Consider the following 23,106-nt stretch of genomic DNA (forward strand, 5'->3'; position numbering starts at 1 on the left):
GACGCCGTCGCCACCCCGCACTGGTCCCGCAGCCGTCCGAAACCTTCGGCCTTGGCGCGGTTCTTCGACAACAAGGCGGTGCTGGTCGTCGCCTGCCTCCTTCCCGCGGTCGGGCTGCTTTCCGTCTTCCTGACCTATCCGCTTGGCCTCGGCATCTGGCTGGCCTTCACCGACCAGACCATCGGCCGCGCCGGCCAATATGTCGGACTCGAGAATTTCGAGTTCCTGTTCACCGACCCGATCTTCTGGAGCGCGGTGTTCTACAGCGTCTTCTACACGGCGGTGGCGACAGTCGGAAAATTTGGCCTCGGCCTCTGGCTCGCGCTGCTGCTGAACCAGCATCTGCCGTTCAAGTCGCTTCTGCGCGCCATCATCCTGCTGCCCTGGATCGTGCCCACCGTGCTGTCGGCCATCGCCTTCTGGTGGATGTACGACCCGCAATTCTCCATCATCTCCTACATCTTCAAGGACGTGCTGGGCTGGCGGGAGACCAACATCAACTTCCTCGGCTCCGAATGGCCGGCCCGCTGGTCGCTGATCGCGGCGAATATCTGGCGCGGCATCCCCTTCGTGGCGATCAGCCTGCTGGCAGGGCTGCAGACCATCTCGCCCTCGCTCTACGAGGCGGCGCTGCTGGATGGCGCCTCGCCCTGGCAGCGCTTCCGCTACATCACCTTCCCGATGCTGCTGCCCATCCTGGCCATCGTGATGACCTTCTCCATCATCTTCACCTTCACCGACTTCCAGCTCGTCTACGCCATCACGCGTGGCGGGCCGGTAAACTCGACCCATCTCCTCGCCACCCTGGCCTTCCAGCGCGGCATCCCCGGCGGGCAGCTGGGCGAGGGCGCGGCGATTGCGGTGGCGATGATCCCCTTCCTCGTCTTCGCGACCCTCTTCTCCTACTTCGCCCTCGCGCGGCGGAAGTGGCAGCAGGGCGAAGGCAATGACTGAGCGGCGCGCGAGGAGAAACGACCGATGAGCAACAGCTCGACCGCCGCCCCGGAGGCGATGCAGTGGGACAGCAAGACGCGGCGCGCCGTGGTACTGTGGGTGCCCCTGGCCTGCTTCGTCTTCATCCTGCTCTTTCCTTTCTATTGGATGTCGATCACGGCCTTCAAACCGGATGCGGAGCTGTACGACTTCGCGACCCACAACCCGTTCTGGATCACCTCGCCGACGCTGGCGCATATCCGCAAGCTGCTCTTCGAAACGGATTATCCGTCCTGGCTGATGACGACGATGATGGTGGCGATCGGCTCCACCATCCTGTCGCTGCTGGCTAGCACCCTGGCTGCCTACGCCATCCAGCGCCTGCGCTTCCAGGGCAGCCAATATGTCGGGCTGGCGATCTACCTCGCCTATCTCGTGCCGCCCTCCATCCTGTTCATCCCGCTGGCGACGATGGTGGTGCAGCTCGGGCTGTTCGACAGTCCGCTGGCGCTGATCCTGGTCTACCCGACCTTCCTGGTGCCGTTCTGCACCTGGCTGCTGATCGGCTATTTCAAGTCCATCCCCTATGAGCTGGAGGAATGCGCGCTGATCGATGGCGCGTCGCGGCTGCAGATCCTCTGGCAGATCACCCTGCCACTGGCCGTACCGGGGCTGATCAGCGCGGGGATCTTCTCCTTCACGCTGAGCTGGAACGAGTTCATCTACGCCCTGGCCTTCATCCAGAGCAGCGACAACAAGACCGTCCCCGTCGCCATCCTGACGGAGCTGGTGACGGGCGACGTATATCAGTGGGGAGCGCTGATGGCGGGCAGCCTGATGGGCTCGCTGCCCGTTGCCATCTTCTACTCGTTCTTCGTGGACTACTACGTGTCCAGCCTGACGGGGGCGGTGAAGGAGTAGTCCTCCTTCACCCTTCCTCGGCGCGGGCGAGGTGGATCTCGCCGTTGCGGCGCGTCGCGGGCGCGTCGCCGCAATTCCAGCCATCGAACATGGTGGAGTCCGGCGCCGTCACTTCCAGCTTCGCGCGCACGCGGCACACGAGGCGCTGGGTGGAAGCAGGCGAGCCGCCATGCCAGCGCCGCAGCGCCTCCGGCCAGGAACCCGTCTCGCGCGCCCAGCGCGCCATCATCCCACCCGCCCAGTCAGCAGCGCGGAAAGGATCGAGCGGCCAATCGCTGTTGCGGGCATGGACGCGCGCATTCACCTGCACGCAGCCTGCCATGATGGAACTCTGTCCCGACGCGGACTCGATGAGCTGGCGCGCTTCCTCGCGCGACGAAGCGAATTGCGCGCGCCCACCGATGTTGAGCGCATAGGCGTGCAGCCCGCTCTCGGCGAGGGCGATGGCGGTGAGCAGGCCGCGGGGAACGTCGTGCACCTCCTCGGCGCGCCGCGTGGCGGCGAGGCAGGCGGCGCGAGGAGAAGAGAATTGATTGCGGAGATTGGGGCCGGTGACGGGGATCAGCTCCTCCGGTGCATCGCGCATGCGCGGCATCGCTGAGGCCGTGCGACGCCGCTCGCTGCGGCGCGATTCCGCGCGGTCGCGACAGAGTTGCGGACCTCCTGCCCTCCCCCTTCGGGGGATGCAGCGGCCGTGGCAGGCGCCGTCACAGCAAGCACACCGGCCACAAGGGCACAGGCTGCGTATCTGTTCTGGCGGCCCTGCGATGGGGGCCGGCGCGCCGGAAGGGTCATCGGCGCACGGACCACTGGGGAATGTCGGTGGTTGCCCACCAACAGGCCAGTATCGGTCTTCATGAAACAGGCCGTAGCATGACGTGAAAGGCGAGGGCAACCCTTCAGATTCCTACGATGGGATTCGCGCCACATCATCGAATGAAGTGGAGGATCGAAAAATGACGAGCATCACGCGACGAAGCCTTGCCGCGCTGTTGCCTTTGCCAGCCTTCGCGCAAAATGCGGGCTTCATGCCCGATCGTCCGGTGACGGTGGTGGCACCTTTCTCTGCTGGCGGCGCTGCCGATCTCGCTGCACGTCTTTTCGCGCAGCACGCGCCAAAACACATGGGCGCGGGCGCACCACCTATGGTGGTGGAGAATCGCACTGGCGCATCCGGTGCGGTGGGCACGCAATACGTCGCGCGTGCGCGTCCCGATGGCACGACGCTGCTGCTCGCACGCGTCGGCTCCTCCGCGGTCCTGCCGGCGACGGATTCGCGCACGCCCTACACACCGGATGATTTTACCTGGCTCGGGCTGCTGGACGAGAATCCCTACGTGGTCTGCGTGCGCGCCGATGCGCCGTGGAATGATCTGCGCGCGCTGCTCGCGGCGATGCGCGAGTCGCCGGGCCGATTGAACTTCGCCACTTCCGGCCCCGCCACCATCCTCGACCTCGGCGTGCGACAGATGATGGCGCTGGCGGAATTGCCGATGGACGCGGCGCAGGCCCTGCCCTTCCGCGGCGGCGGCGACGCGCTGGTGGCGCTGCTCGGTGGGCAGGCGCAATTCGTCGGAAACAACCTCGGCGACATGATGGGCGCGATCCGCGACGGGCGGGTGCGTGCCCTCGTGGTCAGCACCGCCTCGCGCCTGCCCGATCTGCCGGACGTGCCGACGGCACAGGAAGCGGGCATGCCGCGCCTCGCCGAGCTTGCGGGATGGAACGCGGTGGCGGCGCCGGCCAATTTGCCGGAGGCAGCGACGCGCTACTGGTCCGGCGTGATCGCGGCGCTGGCGCAGGACGAGGCCTGGGTCTCGGCCACGCGACGCCTGGGCAGCGTGCCGCGCATCCTTGGCCCCGAGGAGACGCGCGCGCATGTCGTGGCGCAGATCGCGATGTTCCGCGGGCTGGCACAACGCCTCGGCCTGGGTTGACGAACGCCCCCCACGGGTGAAACCTCCCGCCGCGAGACTGGAGGAAGCCGAGACATCCGATGAAGAACCCCGCCTACATCGTGGGCGCCTTCGAGCACCCCACCCGAAAGGCCGAGGACAAGTCCACCGCCCAGCTCCATGCCGAGGTCGCCTTCGGTGCGTTGCAGGATGCGGGGCTCTCGGCTTCCGACATTGACGGCTATTTCTGCGCCGGCGATGCGCCTGGCATGGGCGGCCTGTCCATGGCCGACTACATGGGCCTGACCAAGCTGCGCCACTACGACACGACCGAGTCCGGCGGCTCCTCCTACGTGATCCATGTCGGCCACGCGGTCGAGGCGATCCTGCAGGGCAAGTGCAACGTCGCCCTCATCACCTTGGCGGGCCGCCCGCGCGCCGAGGGGATGCAGACCGGCACGGCCGTGCGCTCCTTCGGTGCCGGCGTGCCGGATGAGAGTTTTGAGCTGCCCTATGGCCGCACCATCGCCACCATGCATGCCATGGTCGCGACGCGCCACATGCACGAGTTCGGCACCACCTCCGAGCAGCTGGCCTGGGTGAAGGTCGCCGCCTCGCATCACGCGCAGCACAACAAGCACGCGATGCTGCCCAAGGTGGTGACGGTGGAGGACGTGGTGAATTCGCCCATGGTGGCGGATCCGCTGCATCGCCTCGATTGCTGCGTCATCTCCGATGGCGGCGGCGCCCTGATCGTGGCGCGTCCGGAGATCGCGAAGTCGCTGAACCGCCCCAAGGTGGGCGTGAAGGGCTGGGGCGAGGGCTACAAGCACCAGAATGCCGGCGGCATCGACCTCACCTACTCCGCCGCCGCCATGTCGGGGCCGATGGCCTTCGAGAAGGCGAAGGTGAAGCCTTCCGACATCAAGTACGCCTCGATCTACGACAGCTTCACCATCTCGGTGGTGGTGCAGATCGAGGATCTGGGCTTCTGCGCGAAGGGCGACGGCGGCAAGTTCGTGGCCGACGGCAACCTGATCTCCGGCACCGGCAAGCTGCCCTTCAACACGGATGGCGGCGGGCTGTGCAACAACCACCCCTCCAACCGCGGTGGCATGACCAAGGTGATCGAGGCGGTGCGCCAGTCGCGTGGCGAGGCGCATCCGGCGGTGCAGGTGCCCGACCCGTCGCTGGTTCTGGCGAATGGCAAGGGCGGCAACCTGGGCACGCGGCATGGCTGCGGCACCGTCATCCTGGAGAGGGAGTGAGCATCCATGGCGACCATGGCCTTTGACCGCCTGCCCGCGGCGCCGCAGGAAAGCCCGGACAACAAGGTCTATTTCGACGGCTGCCGCGAGGGCAAGCTGATCCTCGGCAAGTGCAAGGACACGGGGAAGCTGTTCCACTACCCGCGTCACGTCTCGCCCTTCACGCTGAGCAACAACGTGGAGTTCGTGGCGGCGAAGGGCACCGGCACCATCTACAGCTGGAGCGTCGCGCGCGGAAAGGAGCCGTTCTGCGTCGCCTATGTACAGCTGGACGAGGGGCCGATCATGCTCACCAACATCATCGAGTGCGACCTCGACTCGCTAAAGTGCGGGCAGAAGGTGAAGGTGAAGTTCAAGGACAGCGACGGCGGCGCCCCAGTGCCGATGTTTGTGTTGGCGTGACTTGCAGCGGCGCCCATCCGGGCGCCGCTCGCGCCTCAGGCAAGGCGTGCAAGTTGAGCGGTTTCGAGCCGCGCGGGGCCCGCTTTGCGGGCCCTTTTCATTTTGCGGTCAGCGCGCCGTGCCGAAGATGCGGTGCTCGACGCGGTCGCCCACGCGCAAATTCAACCGCTCCGCAGCACCTCCCTGGAGTTCCAGCGTCGCGCGCACCGGGCCGTTGCTGCTGATGGTGGCGAGGCTTTGCGGCACCGCGCGCTCATGGATGCGGTGGATGCGCCCATCGGCGGCGATGAACACCATGTCGAGCGGGATCAGCGTGTTGCGCATCCACATCGCGCTCTCGCGCGGCGTGCCCCAGTCGAACAGCATTCCCTCATCCAGTTGCATCTCCGTGCGGAACATCATGCCGACGGTCTGGTGCTCGGGCCGCACCGCCATCTCCGTGCGGAATTCGTGGCGCGTCCCGTCGCGGGTGACGATCGCCAGACGCTCCTCCGGCAGCTTGGGCTGCGGACGGTCCACGCCCGGCTGAGCCGCGAGGGAAAGCGGGGCCAGAAGCCCGGCAAGAAGGAGCAGGCGTCGCATCATGCAGCGCACTCTGCCACGGATTCCAGCATGGCGGGCAGCCCCGCCAAGAGCGCCGCGACCTCGGGCCGCACCTCGCCTTCGCGCGGGGCGTCGGCCAGGGTGGTGAACCAATGCTCCGGCGGGTTGCGGCCCGCGGCGCGGTGGAAGGACAGGCCGCGCAGCACCGCCTCCGCCTCCGGTGGCAGGCGCTCGGGCGGCACGCGGCCATTCAGCACGCCCCATCCGCGCGCCCAGCACCGCGCCACGGTCCAGGGATTGTAGCCGCCGCCGCCCAGCAGCACGAAGCGCGGCGCGCGATGCATCACCGCCGCGATCACCTCGGCATGGGCGTTGTTGGACAGGGAAAGCCGCGCCAGCGGATCCTCCTCCACCCCATCGGCGCCGCATTGGAGCATGATGGCCTCGGGCTGCAACGCCTCGATCACTGGCAGGATGGCGCCGTGCAGCAGGGCGCGCATCTCCGCATCGTGGAAACCGGGGGGAACAGGCAGGTTCAGCGCGCCGCAACGCCCATGCGTCAAGCCGGTGAAGGGCCAGCGCCCCTTCTCATGCACCGAAAGCGTCACGACGCGCGAGTCGTCGCGAAAGGCGATCTCCACCCCGTCGCCGTGATGCGCGTCGATGTCGAGATAGAGGATGCGGGACAGGCCCTGATCGAGCCAGGCGAGCAGGCCGAGCACCGCGTCATTCAGGTAGCAGAAGCCGCTGGCACGTGCCCGCATGCCGTGATGCGTGCCGCCACCGGGCACATGCACCACGCCGCCGCGCGCGGTCAGCCGCGCCGCCAGCATGGTTCCACCCGCGCCGGTGGCGGGGCGGCGGAACACCTCGCGATAAACGGGGTTGCCGTCGGCGCCAATGCGGAAGCGCTCGCGGTCCTCCGGGCTCACGGATTGCGTCGCCTCCGCCCGCATCAGCGCGGCGAGGTAGTCCGGGTCGTGGAAGCGCGCCAATTGCTCCGGCGTCGCGCGCGGACTGTCCAGGTAGCGCCGCTCATCCAGCCAGCCCAGGGAGCGGATCAGATCCAGCGTGGTGGAGACGCGCGGGATGGCGAGCGGGTGCTTCGGCCCGTAGGTGGAGCCGCGATAGATCTCGGAGCCGATGAGGAGGGGAGGCGACATGCTTCCCCCCCATATGGGCCTTAAACCTTTTGCGGCATCCCCTGCGGAATCACCGTCCGCACCAGCGAGGCGTCGAGCTCCTCGTAGTCGTGGTAGCCGATGGTGGCGTAGAGCTCGGCGCGGGTTTGCATCCGCTCCACCGCGCCTTGGGTGCCGCCCTCGGCCGCGATCTGGGCATAGAGCCCTTCCCAGGCCTTGGCCGCCACGCGCAGGTGGGAGACGGGCCAGATCACCATGGAATAGCCCATGGCCTGGAACTCCTCGGCGGTGAAGAAGGGCGTGCGGCCGAACTCGGTCATGTTCGCCAGCAGCTTCACCCCCGGCATGCGGGCGGCGAATTCGCGGAACATCTCCGCGGTGGTCAGCGCCTCGGGGAAGATGGCGTCGGCGCCCGCGTCCAAATAGCGCTTGGCGCGGTCGACCGCCGCATCCATCCCTTCGCTCGCCACGGCGTCGGTGCGGGCGATGACATAGAGGTGGCGGCGCGCCTTGCGGGCTGCGGCGACCTTCGCGCTCATCTCGTCGGCGCTGGCGAGCTTCTTGTCGTTCAGGTGGCCACACTTCTTCGGCAGAAGCTGGTCCTCCAGGTGCACTGCCCCGGCCCCCGCATCCTCGAAGGAGCGGACCATGTGCATGACGTTCAGCGCCTCGCCATAGCCCGTGTCGCCATCCACCAGCAGCGGCAGGCCGGTGGCGCGCGACACCTGGCGGATGAAGAAGCACACATCCTCGATGGTGATCATGCCGAGATCCGGCAGGCCCATCGTCGCGCTCATCGCCGCGCCGGAAAGGTAGAGGGCTTCGAAACCCTGCTTCTTCGCCAGCAGGGCAGCGAGGCCGAGATGCGCGCCGGGGATGCGCAGGATCTCAGGGCGCTCCAGCAGGGCGCGGAAGCGGTGGCCGGCGGGCTGGTCGGGCAGGTCGGCGCCGATGACATAGGGCATGGGACAGGGCCTTTCCTCGGGCGGGGCACGCAAGGGCGGCGTGGCTGGGCCGCGCGACGAAACCCCCGGCGTTGCCATTGGCTTTCCCAGACATCGCCCAAGGGGTCAACCACGCCCGGGCTTTGCCTCCCGCCGGGCGGGGGGTATGACACGCGGAAAGGATTGGAGCGACCACGATGGAAATGTCCGGCGAGCGGCGGATCCCCGCCCCCCGTGCCCAGGTCTGGGAAGCGCTGAACGACCCCGAGCGGCTGCGCATGGCCATCCCCGGCTGCGAGCATATCGAGAAGACGGCGGATGACGAGTTCCAGGCCCGCGTCTCCCTGAAGATCGGCCCGATGGCGGCGAAGTTCGGCGGCAAGGTGCGGCTGGAGAACCTGAACCCGCCCGAGAGCTACACCATCACCGGCGAGGGCAATGGCGGCGCCATGGGCTTCGCCAAGGGCGGCGCCGACGTGCATCTGGAGGAGGTCGGCCCCTCCGAGACGCTGCTGCGCTACAACGTGAAGGCGCAGGTCGGCGGCAAGATGGCCCAGCTGGGCGGGCGGCTGATCGACTCGACCGCCAACCAGATGGCCGGGCTGTTTTTCGACCGGCTGGCGGCGCAGCTGACCCCGGTGGCGATGCCGGGCGCCGGGCTCTCCACCCCTGCCCCCATCTCCCACAAGCACATCCCGGTGAAGCCCATGTTCCCGGCCGAGGTGTTCGGCCTGCCCCTGCCGGCAGTGATCGGCATTCCGGCGATGCTCGTGGTGCTCTACCTGATCTTCCTGTCGTCGTGACGCCGGACTCCGTCGCCGCCACCGCCGCCCTCCTGGCCGAGGGCGGCTACGTGGCCGACATGGCGCTGGCCACCACCGTTCACCTCGCGCTGCGGATGGGACGGCCGCTCTTCCTCGAGGGCGAGCCAGGCACGGGCAAGACGGAGATCGCGAAGGTCCTGGCAGCGCGGCTGCCGCGCCGGCTGGTGCGGCTGCAATGCTATGACGGGCTGGATCTCGCCGCCGCGGCCTATGAGTGGAACCATGCGCGCCAGCTCATGGCCATCCGCGTCGCCGAGGCGACGGGCGCGGTGGCCGACGTCGAATCCACGATCTACGACCGGAAGTACCTCGAGGCGCGGCCGCTGCTCCAGGCGCTGGAGGGCGAACCCGCCGTCCTCTTGATCGACGAGCTGGACCGGGCGGACGAGCCCTTCGAGGCCTTCCTTCTGGAGGTGCTGGCGGATTTCCAGCTTTCCGTCCCCGAGCTTGGCACGCTGCGCGCCGATGTGCCGCCCGTGGTCATCATCACCTCCAACCGCACGCGCGAGGTGCATGACGCGATCCGGCGCCGCTGCCTGTATCACTGGGTGGACTACCCGGATGCGGCGCGGGAGCGGGAAATCCTGCGGCTGCGCGCGCCGCGCGTGCCGGAGCGGCTTTCAGCGCAGATCGTCGCCTTCGTGCAGCGCCTGCGGCAGGGCGACTACTTCAAGCTGCCCGGCGTGGCGGAAAGCATCGACTGGGCCAATGCCCTCGCGGCACTGGATGCGCGGGAGCTGGAATCGGGCGCGGTGGATGCGACACTGGGCGTGCTGCTGAAGTACCAGGACGACATCGCGAAGCTGAAGGGCGAGGAAGCGGCGCGCCTCGTCGCCGAGGTGCGGCAGGCCGCCCCGTGATCCCGCCGCGCGACGCGCTGGCCGTCCCTGAGCCGGCCGCCGCGCTCGGCGCCAATATCCTGGGCTTTGTGCGGCTGCTGCGCCGCGCCGGGATGCCCGTCGGGCCAGGCGAGGCGCTGCTGGCGGCGGAAGCGGTCAGCGTCGCGGGGGTCGAGGAACGGGCGGTGGTGAAGGCGGCGCTGCGCGCGACGCTGGTGCGTCGCCACGACCAGAGCCTGCTGTTCGACGCTGCCTTCGACCTGTTCTGGCGCGACCCGGAGCGCGCTCGCGCCGGGGCCGCCCTGGCGCTGACCGAGGCGCAGCGGCCAGAGGAGAAGCCGCGGGCGGGCGGGCGGCGCCTGGCGGAAGCCATGGCTGGGCCGCGCCCCCCTCCCCCGCCGCCGGGCGAGGAAAAGCCGCTGCACGATGCGGCCATGACCGTCTCGGATCGCGAGGCGCTGCAGCGTATGGATTTCGAGGCGATGAGCGCCGAGCAGATCGCGGCCGCCAAGCGGGAGATCCGACGCCTCGCGCTGCGGCTGGAAACGCGCCCGACCCGGCGCTTTCGCCGCGACCCCGCCGGGCCGCGCGTGGATCTGCGCGCGACGCTGCGCGAGGCGTCGCGCACGGGGGGCGAGATCGCGGGCATCGCCCGGCGCCGCCGGGTGCGGCGCGCCCCGCCGCTCGTCGCCATCTGCGACATTTCGGGCTCCATGTCGCGCTACGCCCAGGTGCTGCTGCACTTCCTCCATGCAGTCGTGAACGAGCGGGACCGGGTGCATTGCTTCCTGTTCGGCACGCGCCTCACCAACATCACCCGGCAGCTGCGCCACAAGGACCCCGAGATCGCCTTCGAGATGGTGGGCCACATGGTGCCCGACTGGTCCGGCGGCACCCGGATCGGCGAGGCGCTGGAGGAGTTCAACCACCGATGGGGCCGCCGCGTGCTGGGCCAGGGTGCGGTGGTGCTGCTCATCACCGATGGGCTGGACCGCGAGGGGGGGCTGGGCCTCGCCGAGGCGACGGAGCGGCTGCGCCGGTCCTGCCGGCGCCTCATCTGGCTGAACCCGCTGTTGCGCTACGCGGGGTTCGAGCCAAGATCGCAGGGGATCCGGGCCATGCTGCCGCATGTCCACGAGTTCCGTCCGGTGCACAACCTCGAGAGCCTGCGCGACCTGGTGGCGGCGCTGGCCCCCGGCGGAAGCGAAGAGAGGCGACGATGAGCGAGGATATCCTCGGAACCGCAGAGAACTGGCTGCGCGCGGGTGAGCGCGTGGCGCTGGCGACGGTGGTGGAGACCTGGGGCTCCAGCCCCCGCCCCGCCGGCTCTATGCTTGCGGTGACCGACTCCGGACGGCTGGAGGGCAGCGTGTCGGGCGGCTGTATCGAGGGCGCGGTGGCCGAGGTGGCGCGCGAGGTGATGCGCGAGGGCACGCCGCGCCTTCTCGATTTCGGCATCAGCGACGAGCAGGCCTGGGAAGTCGGGCTGGCCTGCGGCGGCAAGCTGAAGGTCTTCGTGGAGCGCCTCGGGTGACGCCGGAAACCCTGGCGCGCCTCCAGGCAGCCCGGGCCTCCGGCGCCCCGGTCGCGCTGCTGACACGGCTGTCCGACGGCGCGCAGCGCCTGTTTCCCGAGGACGAGGTGCTTGGCGCCCTGGCTGATGTGGCGAGGGAAGCCATGGAGGCAGATCGGGCGGGGCCCGCCACGGTCGAGGGCGAATCCTGGTTCGTGCAGCCGCACAACCCGCCCCTGCGCCTCGTCATCATCGGCGCCGTGCACGTGGCGCAGCATCTGGCGCCGCTGGGCGCCGCCATGGGCTTCGCGGTGACGGTGGTGGACCCGCGCCGCGCCTTCGCCACCGGCGAGCGCTTCCCCGGCGTGTCGCTGGTGCATGAATGGCCCGACGAGGCGCTGGACACGCTGCGCCCCGACGCCCGCACCGCCATCGTCACGCTGACGCACGACCCCAAGCTGGACGACCCGGCGCTGGAGACGGCGCTGCGCTCCCCGTGCTTTTACATCGGCGCCCTGGGCTCCAAGCGCACTCATGCAAAGCGCGTGGACCGGCTGCGCGCGGCGGGACTGACCGAGGAGGACATCGCCCGCATCGCGGCGCCCGTGGGGCTCGATATCGGCGCGGTGACGGCGCCGGAGATCGCGCTCTCGGTCATCGCGCAGGTGGTGGCGCGGAGGCGCGGGCGATGATCTTCGGGCCCACCCCCCTGGAGGAGGCGGAGGGCGCCGTGCTGGCGCACACGCTGCGCCTGCCCGGGCTGGTGCTGAAGAAGGGCAAGGTGCTGGACGCGGCCGCCATCGCGGCGCTGCGCGCGGCCGGCCATAAGGAGGTGACGGCGGCCCGCCTCGCCCCCGGCGATGTGGGCGAGGACGAGGCGGCCTCCCGCCTGGCCGACGCGCTGCTGTCGCCGCTGATCGCGCGATCGCGCGCCGCGACCGGCCGGGCGAACCTGCTCGCCGAGGCCGCGGGGCTGCTGGTGCTGGATGTGGGGCTGATCGACGCGGTGAACGCGCTGGATGAGAGCCTGACCATCGCCACCCTGCCCAATTACAGCGTCGTCTCGCCGAAGGAGATGCTGGCGACCATCAAGGTCATTCCCTTCGCCGTACCGGGGGCGGTGCTGGGCGTGGCGGAGGCAATGATCCGCCGCCGCGGTCCCGGCGCGGTGTCGCTGCGGCCCTTCCGCCCGTTCAAGGTCGGGCTGGTGATGACCGAGCTTCCGGGCGTCAAGGAAAGCGCCATGGAAGGCGCAGTGGAGGTGACGCAGGCGCGGGTGGAGGCGCTGCTGGGCTCGCTCCTGCCGGTGGAGCGCGTGCCGCACGACACGGATGCCACCGCCGCTGCGCTGAAGCGCCTCCTGGGCGCGGGGGCGGAGATGCTGCTGATCGCCGGCGCCTCCGCCGTGGTGGACCGGCGCGACGTCGGCCCGGCCGCCATCGTGGCGGCAGGCGGGCGCATCGAGCATTTCGGCATGCCGGTGGACCCGGGCAACCTGCTTTGCGTCGGCAATGTGGGCGAGGCGCCGGCCATGGTGCTGCCGGGCTGCGCCCGCTCGCCGAAGCTCAACGGCTTCGACTGGGTGCTGCAGCGCCTCTTCGCCGGGCTTCCGGTGTCGGCCCGCGACGTGATGGGGATGGGGGTGGGTGGACTCCTCAAGGAGATCGAGGTGCGCCCCCTGCCCCGCGACAAGGCCCCCGCCCAGGCAAGCCAGGCGCCGCGAAGGGCACGCAGGGTGGCTGGGGTGGTGCTGGCCGCCGGCCGGTCGCGCCGCATGGCGCCGCGCAACAAGCTGATGGAGCCGGACGAGACCGGCACGCCCATGGTGGTGCGGGTGGTGGATCAGGTCGTCGCCAGCGGGCTGCGCCCGGTGATCGTGGTGACGGGCCATGAGCGGGCGCGGGTGGAGGAGGCGCTGACCGGACGCCCCGTCCTTTTCGCCCATGCCGAGGATTACGCGGAAGGCCTGTCCGCCTCGCTGCGCGCCGGCATCGCCGCCGTGCCGCCGGAGGCGGAGGGGGCGCTGGTGGCGCTGGGCGACATGCCGCTGGTTTCTGCCGCCGATATCGGCCGGTTGCTGGCGGCCTTCGACCCGGAGGAAGGCCGCGCCATCGTGCAGCCGACCTTCCGGGGCAAGCAGGGCAACCCCGTGCTGTGGGCGCGCGAGTTCTTCCCGGCCATGCAGGAGATCCAGGGCGACGTGGGCGCGCGGCAGCTGGTCGGGCGCCACGCCGACCGGCTGGTCGAGGTGGAGATGCCCGGCGACGGCGTCCTGCGCGACTTTGACACTTTGGACTCGCTTTCCGGCCTGCGCCGCGACACCTAAGGGGGCCGCGGGGCGTTCAACCGGCCAAAGGCAGAAGGATGAGCCCATGGCCATGAAACCGGAGAAGAAGGACAAGGTCCAGGAAGCCTCCGAAGAGAGCTTCCCTGCCAGTGACCCGCCCTCCTGGACACCGGTGCGCCGCACCGGGGTTACGCCCGAGAAACGCGAAGGCGAGAACCCCGAGGAAAGCTTTACGGAAGAGCCACAGCGCCCTGCATGAGGCGGCGCGCGGTGCGGAACACCACGCCGCTCCGCGCTTCGCCCTCCGCCACCTCGGCGCCGACGCTCAGCACGCCGGACGGGTTGGCGACGCGGATCTCCTCCTCTCGCGCCGGGCGTGATGCGGCAGCGTGGGGGACCGAGCCGGGCAGACGGCACGCCACGCCCAGGCACAGCCCGCCCGTCAGCGGCACGGCGCGGTGCACGCGCTCCATGGACAGCATCCGCACCGTGATCTCGTGACTCGCCGCATCCAGCGCGGTGCCATCCAGCGCGCGGAATTCGCGCGGCGGGGCGACGAGCGCGATCTTGGGGTTGGCGAGGCCAACCGCCTCGGGCGTCGCGCCGAGGCCCATCCGCATGCCTGCGAGGCGGCGCAGCCGGTCCAGCCGCGCCATCAGCGCCGTGTTGGCCTCGATCGCCTCCGGCGCCTCCGCGCCCGAAAGGCCAAAATCGCGCGCATCGGCGAAGGCGACGGCATTGGCGGCGTCCACCAGCGTCATCCGCACCCCCTCAATCTCTTCTGCCACCGCGCCGCTGGGCAGGAGGCGCCCGGTGGTGGCGCCGCCGGGATGGAGGAAGTCGAGCCGGATGCGCGCCCCGCTGCCGGAGACCCCGGCGATGGTGAAGTCGCCGGCAACCACGGCGCGCCCGTCCTGCACCGGGAAGCGCGCATGGATGATGCGCCGCGTGTTCACCTGATGGATGCGGACCAGCGCCTCGCCATCCGCGACGCGGACCAGACCCTCATCCACCGCGAAGGGGCCGACGGCGGAGGAGAGATTTCCGCAATTCGCCCCCCAATCCACCACCGGCCGGTCCACCGAGACCTGCGCGAAGGTGTAGTCCAGATCGGCCTCCGGATGGGTGGGCGGGCCGATGATCACGGCCTTGGAGAGCGAGGAGATCCCGCCGCCCATGCCGTCCAGCTGGCGCCCGTTCGGGTCGGGGCTGCCGAGGACGCGCAGGAAGATCGCCGCCTGCTCCTCCCGTGATTCCGGCAGATCGCGCGCATGGAAGAACACGCCCTTGGAGGAACCGCCGCGCATGAAGACGGCGGGAATGAATCGCTGGCTCATGACGGCATCGCAGCACGGAAGCCGGGCGGCGTCACCGGCGTTGCCGGAAGGTGAGCCATAGAGGGATGCCGCCTTGGCGCCATTGACCCGGGCGGATTTGTCCCGCCACTCGCCCGCCGCCTGGGTGGCGATGCTCGCGCTGCTCCTCATGGCGGCGTGGTTCTGGAGCCTGAACAAGGGCAGCGCGACCTATGGCACGCTGCTGGGCGGGCTCGGCTGCCTCGGGCTGATCCTGCCGCCGCGCGAGCGCATGCCGGTGCTGCCGGAGCGCCTGCGCCGCCTGCCGCGCATCTACGACGCGGCGCCGGTGCTGGGCACGGTGCTGACCAGCCCCGGCTACGGGCTGAGCTGGTTCCACGGCGCCAACCCCTTCGACGAGTTCGTGCACCTTGCCAACGGGGCGCTGGCGGGGGCTGTCTTCGCCGGGCTGGTGCTGGTGGACAGGGTGCCCCGGCCCCGCGCGCGCATGATGGTCCTGTGCTGCCTCTTCGGCCTCACCCTCGGCACGGCGTGGGAGGTGTTCGAGTGGATCGTCGGGATCGTGGGTGACTGGACCGACACCTGGACCGACGTGGTGCTGACGGCGGGCGGCGCGACGGCTGCCGGCATGCTGCACGGGCGGAAGCCATGATGCGGGTGGGCAGCTGGAACATCCATCGCGGCCGCGCCGCCTTTGGCCGCTTCCGGCCCGAGCTGGCGACGGAGGTGATTGCGGAGCTGGGATGCGACCTCCTCGCCCTGCAGGAGGCGCAGCACTATCTCGCACGCGGGCGGCCGATGCTGGAGGAGGAGGCGATCCGCGGGCGGACGGGCCTTGTGCCGCTGCGCGTCACCGCGGGCCAGCAGGGATTCCGCTCCAACATCCTGATGGCGCGCGAAGGGGCGCGGGTGCTGCGCGGGCCGGTGGGGGTGCGGCTGGGCGGGATGGAGCCGCGTGGCGCGATCATGGCGGACCTCGACCTCGGCGACGGACCGGTCCGCGTGCTGGCGGCGCATCTGTCGCTGGGCGCGGGCCGGCGGGCAATGCAGGCGCGCGTGCTGCTGGATGCGATGCGCGAATGGCCGCATCTGCCCGCGCTGATCCTGGGCGATCTGAACGAGAGGCGGCTCGACCAGGGAGCGCTTTCGGTGCTGGTGCCCGAGTGCGGCATGCCGCCGCAGGTCGCTACCTTTCCTTCCTTCCGGCCCATGCTGGCGCTGGACCGCGTCCTGTCGCACCCGCAGGGGCTGGTCACGCGGCTCTGGGCGCATGACACGCCGGCCGCGCGCCGCGCCAGCGACCACCTGCCGCTGATGGCGGAGGTGGCGCTGGGGCCATAGCCGCCCTCAGGCGCCCGGCGCGGCCGCCTGGCTTCGCCGCGCCACGCATGCGCGGGTTGAACAGGCGGTCTGGCGGCGCCGGCGGCCGTGCCGCCGGACCAGAGTGCCCTGTCCTGTTCAGTCCGGACGGATGTTGTGCTCGCGGATGATGGCGCCCCAGCGCTGCCGGTCGGCGGCGATCTGGCGCAGGAAGTCCTCCTGCGTGCCGCCCAGGCGCTGCAGCCCGTTCTCCGCAAAGCGACGCTGCACCTCCGGCGCGGCCAGGGCCTTGTTCAGCTCCTCGTTCCAGCGGGCCACGATGGGCTGCGGCGTCCGGCCCGGCAGCACCACGCCGAACCAGGAGGGGATGACGAAGCCCTGGAGCCCGTCCTGCGAGATCACCGGCAATTCGGGCATCAGCGGCGAGGCGGCGGAGGCGCCATAGGCCAGCGGACGCAGCCCGCCATCGCGGATCTGGCCGAGGAATTCCGGCATGTTGCCGAACATCACGTCCACGCGCCCGGCGGCGATGTCCACGATGGCCGGCGCGCCGCCACGATACGGGACCTGGGTGATGGGCGCTCCCGTCAGCGCCCCGAACAGGATGCAGGAGAGCTGCTGCGAGGAGCCGGCGCCCACCGTGGCGCAGGTGGTGGGGCGCGACCGGTCCCTGGCCCGCTCCACCAGTTCGCGCCAGGAGTTGATGCCCGAGCGCGGCCCCGTCACCAGCATGTTGTAGACGGAGGCGATGTTCGCCACCGGGATCAGGTCCGTCTCCACATTGTAGGGGACCTGCTGCATCTGCGGCGTGATGGTGAGGATGCCCATGGAGGCGAGCAGGATGGTCTGCCCGTCCGGCGCCGCGCGCACCAGCTCCTGCGTCGCGATCACGCCACCGCCACCGGTCCGCACATCCACCACCACGCGCTCATTCAGCTGGGTGGACAGCTGCTCGGCCAGGATGCGGGTAATGAGGTCCGAGGTGCCGCCGGCGGCGAAGGCACCGATGAAGCGCACCGGGCCGCGCGGGAAGGCCTCCTGTGCCGCCGCCGTGCCCGCGCCCAGCGCCAGCCCGGCCGCGAGGGCCAGCCCCGCGAGGCGCCGGCCAAATGTCGTCTGTTCAGTCATCGTGTCCTCCTCCTGTTGCGCCGCCCGTCTTGCGGGGCGGTCGGTGGTTCGAACCTCTCTTACACGTAGCTGGGCCCCTCGATGGCGGGATGGGCGCGCAGCCATTCCTCATCCACCTCGACGCCGATGCCCGGCGCCTCGTTCGGGCGCACTGTGCCGTCGGGGGAGAGCGTCCAGGGGGTGGAGACCAGCGCGTCGCGGAACAGGTTGGAGCGCGACACATCGGCCTCGAAATAGCCGGGGTTGTCCAGGGCGCAGAGGAAATGGATCGTCGCCGCCTGGTTCAGCCCGGTCATGGAGGAATGCGGGTGGATCGGGATCTTGTGCGCGGAGGCCATGGCGGCGATGCGCAGCGCCTCGGTGATGCCGCCGCATTTCGACAGGTCGGGCTGCCAGATGCCGACCGCCCCCTGCTCCAGCAGCGGCGCGAACTCGAAGCGGGTAAAGTGGTTCTCCCCCACCGCGAGCGGCGTGCGCCCATAGGAGCGCGCCTCGCGATAGGAGCGGTGATCGTGCGGCGGGAAAGGCTCCTCCAGCCAGCCGATGCCGAGCGCATCCATGGCCGGCATGACGCGCCGCACATCCTCCAGCCGGTAGGCGGTGTTGGCGTCGGTGAGGATGTCCACCTCATCACCAAAGGCGGCGCGGACCGCCTCCATGCGCGCGATGTCGAGCGGCACGGTGTCGCCCACGCGCAGCTTCACGGCGCGGTAGCCGGCTTCCATGTGGGGCCGTGCCTCGTCCACCAGCTCGGCGGGGGGCTGGTAGCCCAGCGCCACGCCGCCGGCATAGGCGGGCACGGGGCGCGACGCGCCGCCAAGCAGGCGGTAGAGCGGCATTCCAGCGGCCTTGGCGCGGATGTCCCACAGCGCCATGTCGAGGCCGGACATGGCAAGGGCGCAGGCCGCCCCCATGCCGTGGCTCGCCAGCTGGCCCTTGTAGATCTTGTTCCAGACGCCGACCGTGTCTGTCGCCTCCATGCCGAGGACGAGGCGTTTCAGCGTCGTTTGGAGCAGCGCGGCGATGGCTGTGTGCGCGCGGCCATGGTGGCTTTCACCCCAGCCCACGATGCCGTCATCGGTGGTCACCTTCACCACCACCGCGTCGCGCTTCACCGTGCGCCCGACGCCCAGCGCCACCCCGCCGCCCGGCGGCACGGGAAAGGAGGTCGGGAAGGCCTCGATGTTCGCGATCTTCATGCGCGAACTCCGTATTCGTCGAGGAAGGATTGGCGGACGGTGATGCCGAGGCCGGGCCGGTCCGGGATCTCCACATGGCCGTCCACCACGGGGAAGGATTCCTCGATCAGGTCGTGCAGCATCGGGTTGTGGCCCAGCGAGTATTCCAGGATGAAGCCCGAGGTCTGCGACACGGCGAGGTGCAGCCCTGCCGCGAAGGCGGGTGCGCCGGACCAGAGATGCGGTGCGAGGCGGAGGTTGTAGGCGGAGGCGATGGCGCCGATCCGCATCCCCTCGGTGATGCCGCCGGCGATGGCGAGGTCGGGCTGCAGCACGTCCGCGCCGCGCAGCTCCGCGATCTCGCGGAAGTCGTGGCGGGTGAACTCGCTCTCGCCGGTGGAGATGGGCACGGTCGAGCAGGCACGCACCTCGGCGAGGCCGCGCTTGTCGTCGGCGTTCACCGGCTCCTCGAACCAGAACAGGTCGCAATCCTCGACCATGCGGCAGAAGGCGCGCGCCTCGGCCACCGTCCAGGTGCCGTGCGCATCGGCCATCAGCTTGATGTCGGGGCCGAGATGCTCGCGCGCCGCGCGGACGCGCGCGGCGGAGCCGGCGGGTGAGCCGTCCATTACCCCGACGCGCATCTTCACCGCGCGGAACCCGGCCTTGTCGCAATAGGATTGGAGCTGCGGCCCGATATTGGCCGCATCGGCCCAGCCGCCCGAGGCATAGGCGGGCATGCGGCCCGCGCGCTTGCCGCCGATGAGCCGCCACACGGGGGCGTCGAGCGACTTGCCGAGGATGTCCCACAGCGCGACATCCACCCCGGCGATGGCGGAGATGGACAGGCCGCGCCGCCCCAGCTGCGGCAGGGCGTGGCCCTTGCCGATCGCGTAGCCCTCGCGCGGGGTGTTGTACATCACGTCCCATAGGCGGGAGATGTCGCGCGGGTCCTGGCCGACGAGCAGCGGCGCGTAGTCGAGGTTGATGATGGCGGCGAGACCCGCGCAGGCAGCCGCGCTGCCCACCCCGGCCTTCGCCTCGCCCCAGCCCGTCAGGCCGGTGTCGGTGTCCACGCGGACGATGACGGAATCGAAGGTGGGAACGCGGCCGAAATCGCTGGTGTGCTGGCGCTCGTAGGGGATGGGCACGCGGCACCAGGTGGCGTGGACGCGGGTGATCTTCATGCGGAGACGCCTTCCAGGCCAAGGGCGGCACGTCGTGCGCGCGACGCGTCCCAGGCTTCGGGGTTGATGAAGTTGCGCGGCTTCTCGCCACGCAGGATGCGGACCACCTCCTCCGCCGCGACGGTGCTCATCCGCACCACCGCCTCCTGCGACAATCCAGCGACATGGGGGGTGAGCAGGACGTTCGGCAGCGTCATATAGGGATGGTCCGCCGGCAGAGGCTGGACGTCGAACACGTCCAGCGCTGCACCACCGATGCGGTTCTCGCGCAGCGCCGCGATCAGCGCCGCCTCCTCGATCACCGGGCCGCGGGCGACGTTCAGGATCCAGGCGTCGCGCTTCATGCGGGCGAGGCGCGCCGCATTGGCGAGGCCGCGCGTTTCCTCCGTCAGCGGGCAGGCCAGGACGATGAAGTCGCTCTCGGCGAAGAGTGTGTCGAGATCGGCATACTCCACGCCTTGCGGCATGGCGTTGCGGTCACGCCGGTGGCCCAGGACGCGCATGCGGAAGCCGGTGCCAGCGATCTCCGCGAGGCGCGCTCCGATGGCGCCGACGCCGATGATGCCCAGCGTCTTGCCGCGCAGCTCGCGCGCCGCCTCGGAACGGGCGCGCGCCTTCGCCCAGCCCTCGCCCGGCAGGGCGGCATGCATGGCGCGGGGCGAGCGGCAGATGTCGAGCATCTGCGCGACGGCGAACTCCGCGACGGAATCCGCGTTGGCGCCCGGCACGTTGGCGACGAGGACGCCATGCTCCGTGCAATGCTCCACCGGGATCATGTCGACGCCGACACCCTGGCGCACCGCGGCCAGCAGGCGCGGCGCGCGCAGGCAAAGGTCGGGAGGCAGGTTGCGGCGGACCACCACCGCCTCGGCCCGCGCGAGAAGCGCATCCAGCCCGTCAGGCCCTGGCAGCTGGACGTCGTGGCCGGCGGCGCGCAGCAGCGCCTCGCCTTCCGGGTGGACGGGGTCGGTGAGGGCGACGAGCATTCTCAGGCGACCTTGTATTGCTGGAGGATGGCGCGATCCACCTCGATGCCGATGCCGGGTGCGTCGGGCACGGGGACGATACCATTGGTCTGCACGATGGGCTCCTTCGCCAGATGGTCGCGCAGCGGGTTCGGCGTCTGCTCGTATTCCAGCATGGGCGGCATGGGACGGAAGGCCGGTGGCGTGTCGGGCAGCGCCGCCAGGAACTGCACCGTGGCGGCCAGGCCGATGGCGCTGCCCCAGGCATGCGGCACGCATTCGACGCCGTGCGCCGAGGCCATGGCGGCGATCTTGCGGCACTCGCTGATGCCGCCGGCGGCGCACAGATCGGGCTGGACGATGTCCATCGCCTTCTTCGCGATGATGTCGCGGAAGCCCCAGCGGGTGAAGTCGTTCTCGCCGCCGGCCACCGCCATGTCGAGGGCGCGTGTCACCTCCACGTAGCCCTCGTGGTCCTCGGGGCTGATGGGCTCCTCGAACCACAGGAGGTCGAGTTCCTCCATGGCGCGGCCGAGGCGGATGGCCTGGGGCACCGTGAAGCAGTGATTGGCGTCCACGGCCAGCTTGATGTCTGGGCCGATCGCCTTGCGGACGGCGGCGACGCGCGCCACGTCCAGCTTCGGGTCACCGAGGCCGATCTTCATCTTGATGGCGCGGAAGCCCATGGTCGCGTATTTCTCGGCCTCCTCCACCGCTTCCTCCACCAGCCGGTCCATGTCGATGAAGTAGAGGCCGGTGGCATAGGCCTGGACTTCCTTGCGGTGCGCGCCGCCGATCAGCTTGTGGATCGGCTTGTTCACCGCGCGGCCCATGATGTCCCACAGCGCGATGTCGATGCCCGACAGCGCGGTGATGCTGAAGCCCTGCGCGCCGTAATCCTTGATGCGGTTGTAGAGGTCCTCCCACACCACCTCGACGTCGAAGGGGTCGTTGCCGATGACGCGAGGCTTGTACTGCGTCTCGATCAGCGCCTTGTTCACCGCGGCCGGGCCGTAGCACTCGCCCCAGCCGGTGATGCCCTCGTCGGTCGTGATCTCCACGACGCAGGAGGAGCGGGTCGAATAGACCCAGCCGCGCGCGGACACGAAAGGCTGCTCCACCTTGCTTTGCAGGATGTGGCAGATGACGTCGGTAACCTTCATTCGCTCTCCCCCGTGGCGCGGCGCCTGAGCAGTTCCATCCAATAGCTTTCGACGCCGCGCAGATGATTTCCCATCGCGGCTTCCGCGCGATCCGGGTCGCGCGCAGCGATGGCGTCGCGCATCGCCGCGTGCTGTGCGTGGGATTGGGCGGCGCGGGTGCCGTCGCGGAAATAGGTCCGGCGACGTTCGCGCGACATGAGGTAGAAGCTGTTCACCACCCGCAGGAAGACGCGGTTGCCCGTCGCCTCCACGATGGCGAGGTGGAAGGCCGAATCCTCGTCGGCGAGGTTGGTTCCCTCGGCGACGCAGCGCGCGCCGGCCTCCAGCGCGGCATCGAGCCGCGCGAGATCGGCATCGGTGCGCCGCTCGGCCGCGAGGCGCATGGCCTGGAGTTCCATGATGCGGCGAAGCTCCACCACCTCGCGCACCTCGTCCTCCGTCAGCGGCACGCCGAGTTCGGCCTGCAACACCATGGCGTCGATCGAGCCTTGGCGGTCCACCGCGCGCAGGAAGATGCCGGAATTGGGCCGGCGCTCGACGATGCGAAGCGTCTCCAGCACGGCCAGCGCCTCGCGCAGCGCGGGACGCGAGGCGCCAAAACGCGCCGCCAGCTCCCGCTCCGAGGGGAGGCGGTCGCCGGGGGCGAGGCGGTGATGGGCAATGAAGGGCAACAGGCGGCCGATCAGCCCCTGCGTCCCTTCCGTTTCCTCCCGTCCCGTCCCGGCGCGTTCGGGCGCCGGATTGGTCATGCCAAATTGGTATGACCAATTTCTTCGAGGTGCAAGCGAATCAGCACCAACCCTGCCGGCGGGTGCGTCCGTCATAGGGACGCGCATGGCCCTCGCGGATCAGGATGTGGGAGAGGTCGCGCCCCTCGCGATCGAAGGCGTTGGCGAGGGTGCGGCCGTAGCGGTCCTCGCCGTCCCGCGCCAAGCGCACGCCGCCCTGCGCCAATGCGGCAAGGCGGTCGCGCGCGGCGCGGGCGCGGCGTTCCTCATCCACGCAGCGCCCGGACATCTCGGGCGCGTCCAGGCCCAGGAGGCGCACGCGCTCCGCGCCGCAGCGCAGCGTGTCGCCATCGGTCGCGGTGCAGGAGAGGAATGCGCTGTCCGGCGCGGGGCGCTGCGTGGCCAGCCAGGCACCGAGCGCGAAGCCGAGCAGAATTAGCGGAAACAGGAGGCCGCGCATCCCGCGCGGCACCAGGAGGTGCAGGAAACGGAGCCAGGAAGCGGCCCTCGGGCGCATCGTCCCGCCCTCCTCGTAGCGGCGCGGCGGATCCTGGCACCCGCAGGGCAGCGCGGAAAGGTCCCGGCTGGACAGGGATGCCCTGCCCATCCT

The 23,106-nt window shown here is 70.1% G+C and carries 26 protein-coding genes; 14 read left to right on the forward strand and 12 right to left on the reverse strand.

The features are described from left to right. The coding region (locus JTJ31_RS22750; protein ID WP_207541039.1) for a carbohydrate ABC transporter permease at positions 1 to 954 on the forward strand (954 nt) is incomplete at its 5' end. Between the two features lie 24 nt (positions 955 to 978). Then, positions 979 to 1,854, forward strand: a complete 876-nt coding sequence (locus JTJ31_RS22755) for a carbohydrate ABC transporter permease (protein ID WP_207541040.1) — start codon at positions 979 to 981, stop codon at positions 1,852 to 1,854. Between the two features lie 7 nt (positions 1,855 to 1,861). Here JTJ31_RS22755 and JTJ31_RS22760 read toward each other — a convergent pair whose 3' ends face one another. Next, positions 1,862 to 2,440, reverse strand: coding sequence for a transglycosylase (locus JTJ31_RS22760; RefSeq protein WP_207541041.1), 579 nt, complete (start codon positions 2,438 to 2,440; stop codon positions 1,862 to 1,864). Positions 2,441 to 2,810: 370 nt separating this feature from the next. Here JTJ31_RS22760 and JTJ31_RS22765 point away from each other — a divergent pair, with 370 nt between their 5' ends. From JTJ31_RS22765 to JTJ31_RS22775, 3 genes are read left to right on the forward strand one after another with little or no spacing between them, the layout of a single operon-like run. Continuing rightward, positions 2,811 to 3,791, forward strand: coding sequence for a Bug family tripartite tricarboxylate transporter substrate binding protein (locus tag JTJ31_RS22765; protein WP_207541042.1), 981 nt, complete (start codon positions 2,811 to 2,813; stop codon positions 3,789 to 3,791). A gap of 59 nt (positions 3,792 to 3,850) precedes the next feature. Next, positions 3,851 to 5,017, forward strand: a complete 1,167-nt coding sequence (locus JTJ31_RS22770) for a thiolase domain-containing protein (protein WP_207541043.1) — start codon at positions 3,851 to 3,853, stop codon at positions 5,015 to 5,017. Positions 5,018 to 5,023: 6 nt separating this feature from the next. Further along, on the forward strand, positions 5,024 to 5,419 hold the full coding sequence (locus JTJ31_RS22775) for a Zn-ribbon domain-containing OB-fold protein (RefSeq protein WP_207541044.1): 396 nt from the start codon (positions 5,024 to 5,026) through the stop codon (positions 5,417 to 5,419). Positions 5,420 to 5,527: 108 nt separating this feature from the next. Here JTJ31_RS22775 and JTJ31_RS22780 read toward each other — a convergent pair whose 3' ends face one another. Genes JTJ31_RS22780 through prpB form a run of 3 tightly spaced genes read right to left on the reverse strand, consistent with a single transcriptional unit; the run spans position 5,528 to position 8,069 of the window. Beyond that, positions 5,528 to 6,004, reverse strand: a complete 477-nt coding sequence (locus JTJ31_RS22780) for a DUF192 domain-containing protein (RefSeq protein ID WP_207541045.1) — start codon at positions 6,002 to 6,004, stop codon at positions 5,528 to 5,530. After that, positions 6,001 to 7,125: an acetoin utilization protein AcuC gene (locus JTJ31_RS22785; protein WP_207541046.1), complete on the reverse strand. Its 1,125-nt coding sequence runs from the start codon at positions 7,123 to 7,125 to the stop codon at positions 6,001 to 6,003. The genes JTJ31_RS22780 and JTJ31_RS22785 overlap by 4 nt, the downstream gene beginning before the upstream one ends. A gap of 20 nt (positions 7,126 to 7,145) precedes the next feature. Further along, positions 7,146 to 8,069, reverse strand: coding sequence for a methylisocitrate lyase (gene prpB, locus JTJ31_RS22790; RefSeq protein ID WP_207541047.1), 924 nt, complete (start codon positions 8,067 to 8,069; stop codon positions 7,146 to 7,148). 176 nt (positions 8,070 to 8,245) lie between these two features. Between prpB and JTJ31_RS22795 the strand changes: the two genes are divergently transcribed. The 7 genes from JTJ31_RS22795 to JTJ31_RS22825 are packed head-to-tail and all read left to right on the forward strand — an operon-like array spanning position 8,246 to position 13,770. Beyond that, the gene (locus JTJ31_RS22795; protein WP_207541048.1) at positions 8,246 to 8,851 is read left to right on the forward strand and encodes a CoxG family protein; all 606 of its coding nucleotides are present in this window, start codon (positions 8,246 to 8,248) and stop codon (positions 8,849 to 8,851) included. Further along, on the forward strand, positions 8,848 to 9,732 hold the full coding sequence (locus JTJ31_RS22800) for an AAA family ATPase (protein ID WP_457852421.1): 885 nt from the start codon (positions 8,848 to 8,850) through the stop codon (positions 9,730 to 9,732). Before JTJ31_RS22795 ends, JTJ31_RS22800 begins: the two co-directional genes overlap by 4 nt. Then, entirely contained in the window at positions 9,729 to 10,934 is a 1,206-nt protein-coding gene (locus JTJ31_RS22805) for a vWA domain-containing protein (RefSeq protein WP_328805804.1), read from the forward strand. The genes JTJ31_RS22800 and JTJ31_RS22805 overlap by 4 nt, the downstream gene beginning before the upstream one ends. Then, the gene (locus JTJ31_RS22810; RefSeq protein WP_207541049.1) at positions 10,931 to 11,245 is read left to right on the forward strand and encodes an XdhC family protein; all 315 of its coding nucleotides are present in this window, start codon (positions 10,931 to 10,933) and stop codon (positions 11,243 to 11,245) included. The genes JTJ31_RS22805 and JTJ31_RS22810 overlap by 4 nt, the downstream gene beginning before the upstream one ends. Beyond that, positions 11,242 to 11,916, forward strand: coding sequence for an XdhC family protein (locus tag JTJ31_RS22815; protein ID WP_207541050.1), 675 nt, complete (start codon positions 11,242 to 11,244; stop codon positions 11,914 to 11,916). The genes JTJ31_RS22810 and JTJ31_RS22815 overlap by 4 nt, the downstream gene beginning before the upstream one ends. Next, a complete protein-coding gene (locus JTJ31_RS22820) occupies positions 11,913 to 13,550 on the forward strand; it encodes an NTP transferase domain-containing protein (protein WP_207541051.1) in 1,638 nt (545 codons plus the stop codon). The genes JTJ31_RS22815 and JTJ31_RS22820 overlap by 4 nt, the downstream gene beginning before the upstream one ends. 52 nt (positions 13,551 to 13,602) lie before the next feature. Next, a complete protein-coding gene (locus JTJ31_RS22825; RefSeq protein ID WP_207541052.1) occupies positions 13,603 to 13,770 on the forward strand; it encodes a hypothetical protein in 168 nt (55 codons plus the stop codon). Here JTJ31_RS22825 and JTJ31_RS22830 read toward each other — a convergent pair. Then, positions 13,742 to 14,848, reverse strand: a complete 1,107-nt coding sequence (locus JTJ31_RS22830) for a 2-methylaconitate cis-trans isomerase PrpF family protein (protein ID WP_207541053.1) — start codon at positions 14,846 to 14,848, stop codon at positions 13,742 to 13,744. The two genes, JTJ31_RS22825 and JTJ31_RS22830, sit on opposite strands and share 29 nt — an antisense overlap. Positions 14,849 to 14,921: 73 nt before the next feature. Here JTJ31_RS22830 and JTJ31_RS22835 point away from each other — a divergent pair, with 73 nt between their 5' ends. Then, positions 14,922 to 15,479, forward strand: coding sequence for a DUF2238 domain-containing protein (locus JTJ31_RS22835; RefSeq protein WP_207541054.1), 558 nt, complete (start codon positions 14,922 to 14,924; stop codon positions 15,477 to 15,479). Beyond that, a complete protein-coding gene (locus tag JTJ31_RS22840; protein ID WP_207541055.1) occupies positions 15,476 to 16,168 on the forward strand; it encodes an endonuclease/exonuclease/phosphatase family protein in 693 nt (230 codons plus the stop codon). Before JTJ31_RS22835 ends, JTJ31_RS22840 begins: the two co-directional genes overlap by 4 nt. Before the next feature lie 117 nt (positions 16,169 to 16,285). On the opposite strand, the gene JTJ31_RS22845 is transcribed toward JTJ31_RS22840, so the two are convergent. From JTJ31_RS22845 to JTJ31_RS22875, 7 genes are read right to left on the reverse strand one after another with little or no spacing between them, the layout of a single operon-like run. After that, a complete protein-coding gene (locus JTJ31_RS22845) occupies positions 16,286 to 17,275 on the reverse strand; it encodes a Bug family tripartite tricarboxylate transporter substrate binding protein (RefSeq protein WP_207541056.1) in 990 nt (329 codons plus the stop codon). 59 nt (positions 17,276 to 17,334) lie between these two features. Next, the gene (locus tag JTJ31_RS22850; protein WP_207541057.1) at positions 17,335 to 18,474 is read right to left on the reverse strand and encodes a mandelate racemase/muconate lactonizing enzyme family protein; all 1,140 of its coding nucleotides are present in this window, start codon (positions 18,472 to 18,474) and stop codon (positions 17,335 to 17,337) included. Beyond that, positions 18,471 to 19,640, reverse strand: a complete 1,170-nt coding sequence (locus JTJ31_RS22855) for a mandelate racemase/muconate lactonizing enzyme family protein (RefSeq protein WP_207541058.1) — start codon at positions 19,638 to 19,640, stop codon at positions 18,471 to 18,473. The genes JTJ31_RS22850 and JTJ31_RS22855 overlap by 4 nt, the downstream gene beginning before the upstream one ends. Next, entirely contained in the window at positions 19,637 to 20,626 is a 990-nt protein-coding gene (locus tag JTJ31_RS22860; protein ID WP_207541059.1) for a hydroxyacid dehydrogenase, read from the reverse strand. Before JTJ31_RS22860 ends, JTJ31_RS22855 begins: the two co-directional genes overlap by 4 nt. A 2-nt stretch (positions 20,627 to 20,628) precedes the next feature. Further along, on the reverse strand, positions 20,629 to 21,768 hold the full coding sequence (locus JTJ31_RS22865) for a mandelate racemase/muconate lactonizing enzyme family protein (RefSeq protein WP_207541060.1): 1,140 nt from the start codon (positions 21,766 to 21,768) through the stop codon (positions 20,629 to 20,631). Continuing rightward, on the reverse strand, positions 21,765 to 22,517 hold the full coding sequence (locus JTJ31_RS22870) for a FadR/GntR family transcriptional regulator (protein ID WP_207541061.1): 753 nt from the start codon (positions 22,515 to 22,517) through the stop codon (positions 21,765 to 21,767). The genes JTJ31_RS22865 and JTJ31_RS22870 overlap by 4 nt, the downstream gene beginning before the upstream one ends. A gap of 40 nt (positions 22,518 to 22,557) precedes the next feature. Next, positions 22,558 to 23,013, reverse strand: a complete 456-nt coding sequence (locus JTJ31_RS22875) for a thermonuclease family protein (protein WP_207541062.1) — start codon at positions 23,011 to 23,013, stop codon at positions 22,558 to 22,560. Between the last annotated feature and the right edge of the window lie 93 nt (positions 23,014 to 23,106).

Source organism: Sabulicella rubraurantiaca (assembly GCF_017355885.1).
Classification (GTDB): Bacteria; Pseudomonadota; Alphaproteobacteria; order Acetobacterales; family Acetobacteraceae; genus Roseococcus; species Roseococcus rubraurantiacus.

Excerpts from the sequence above, each read along its gene's own strand:
- JTJ31_RS22830 (WP_207541053.1), bottom strand. The coding sequence starts at position 14,848 with ATGAGCCAGCGATTCATTCCCGCCGTCTTCATGCGCGGCGGTTCCTCC.
- JTJ31_RS22775 (WP_207541044.1), top strand. The coding sequence starts at position 5,024 with ATGGCGACCATGGCCTTTGACCGCCTGCCCGCGGCGCCGCAGGAAAGC.
- JTJ31_RS22840 (WP_207541055.1), top strand. The coding sequence starts at position 15,476 with ATGATGCGGGTGGGCAGCTGGAACATCCATCGCGGCCGCGCCGCCTTT.
- JTJ31_RS22810 (WP_207541049.1), top strand. The coding sequence starts at position 10,931 with ATGAGCGAGGATATCCTCGGAACCGCAGAGAACTGGCTGCGCGCGGGT.
- JTJ31_RS22870 (WP_207541061.1), bottom strand. The coding sequence starts at position 22,517 with ATGACCAATCCGGCGCCCGAACGCGCCGGGACGGGACGGGAGGAAACG.
- JTJ31_RS22760 (WP_207541041.1), bottom strand. The coding sequence starts at position 2,440 with ATGCGCGATGCACCGGAGGAGCTGATCCCCGTCACCGGCCCCAATCTC.
- JTJ31_RS22825 (WP_207541052.1), top strand. The coding sequence starts at position 13,603 with ATGAAACCGGAGAAGAAGGACAAGGTCCAGGAAGCCTCCGAAGAGAGC.
- JTJ31_RS22780 (WP_207541045.1), bottom strand. The coding sequence starts at position 6,004 with ATGATGCGACGCCTGCTCCTTCTTGCCGGGCTTCTGGCCCCGCTTTCC.
- prpB (WP_207541047.1), bottom strand. The coding sequence starts at position 8,069 with ATGCCCTATGTCATCGGCGCCGACCTGCCCGACCAGCCCGCCGGCCAC.
- JTJ31_RS22860 (WP_207541059.1), bottom strand. The coding sequence starts at position 20,626 with ATGCTCGTCGCCCTCACCGACCCCGTCCACCCGGAAGGCGAGGCGCTG.
- JTJ31_RS22845 (WP_207541056.1), bottom strand. The coding sequence starts at position 17,275 with ATGACTGAACAGACGACATTTGGCCGGCGCCTCGCGGGGCTGGCCCTC.
- JTJ31_RS22755 (WP_207541040.1), top strand. The coding sequence starts at position 979 with ATGAGCAACAGCTCGACCGCCGCCCCGGAGGCGATGCAGTGGGACAGC.
- JTJ31_RS22820 (WP_207541051.1), top strand. The coding sequence starts at position 11,913 with ATGATCTTCGGGCCCACCCCCCTGGAGGAGGCGGAGGGCGCCGTGCTG.
- JTJ31_RS22765 (WP_207541042.1), top strand. The coding sequence starts at position 2,811 with ATGACGAGCATCACGCGACGAAGCCTTGCCGCGCTGTTGCCTTTGCCA.
- JTJ31_RS22785 (WP_207541046.1), bottom strand. The coding sequence starts at position 7,125 with ATGTCGCCTCCCCTCCTCATCGGCTCCGAGATCTATCGCGGCTCCACC.
- JTJ31_RS22770 (WP_207541043.1), top strand. The coding sequence starts at position 3,851 with ATGAAGAACCCCGCCTACATCGTGGGCGCCTTCGAGCACCCCACCCGA.
- JTJ31_RS22855 (WP_207541058.1), bottom strand. The coding sequence starts at position 19,640 with ATGAAGATCACCCGCGTCCACGCCACCTGGTGCCGCGTGCCCATCCCC.
- JTJ31_RS22865 (WP_207541060.1), bottom strand. The coding sequence starts at position 21,768 with ATGAAGGTTACCGACGTCATCTGCCACATCCTGCAAAGCAAGGTGGAG.
- JTJ31_RS22875 (WP_207541062.1), bottom strand. The coding sequence starts at position 23,013 with ATGCGCCCGAGGGCCGCTTCCTGGCTCCGTTTCCTGCACCTCCTGGTG.
- JTJ31_RS22850 (WP_207541057.1), bottom strand. The coding sequence starts at position 18,474 with ATGAAGATCGCGAACATCGAGGCCTTCCCGACCTCCTTTCCCGTGCCG.
- JTJ31_RS22795 (WP_207541048.1), top strand. The coding sequence starts at position 8,246 with ATGGAAATGTCCGGCGAGCGGCGGATCCCCGCCCCCCGTGCCCAGGTC.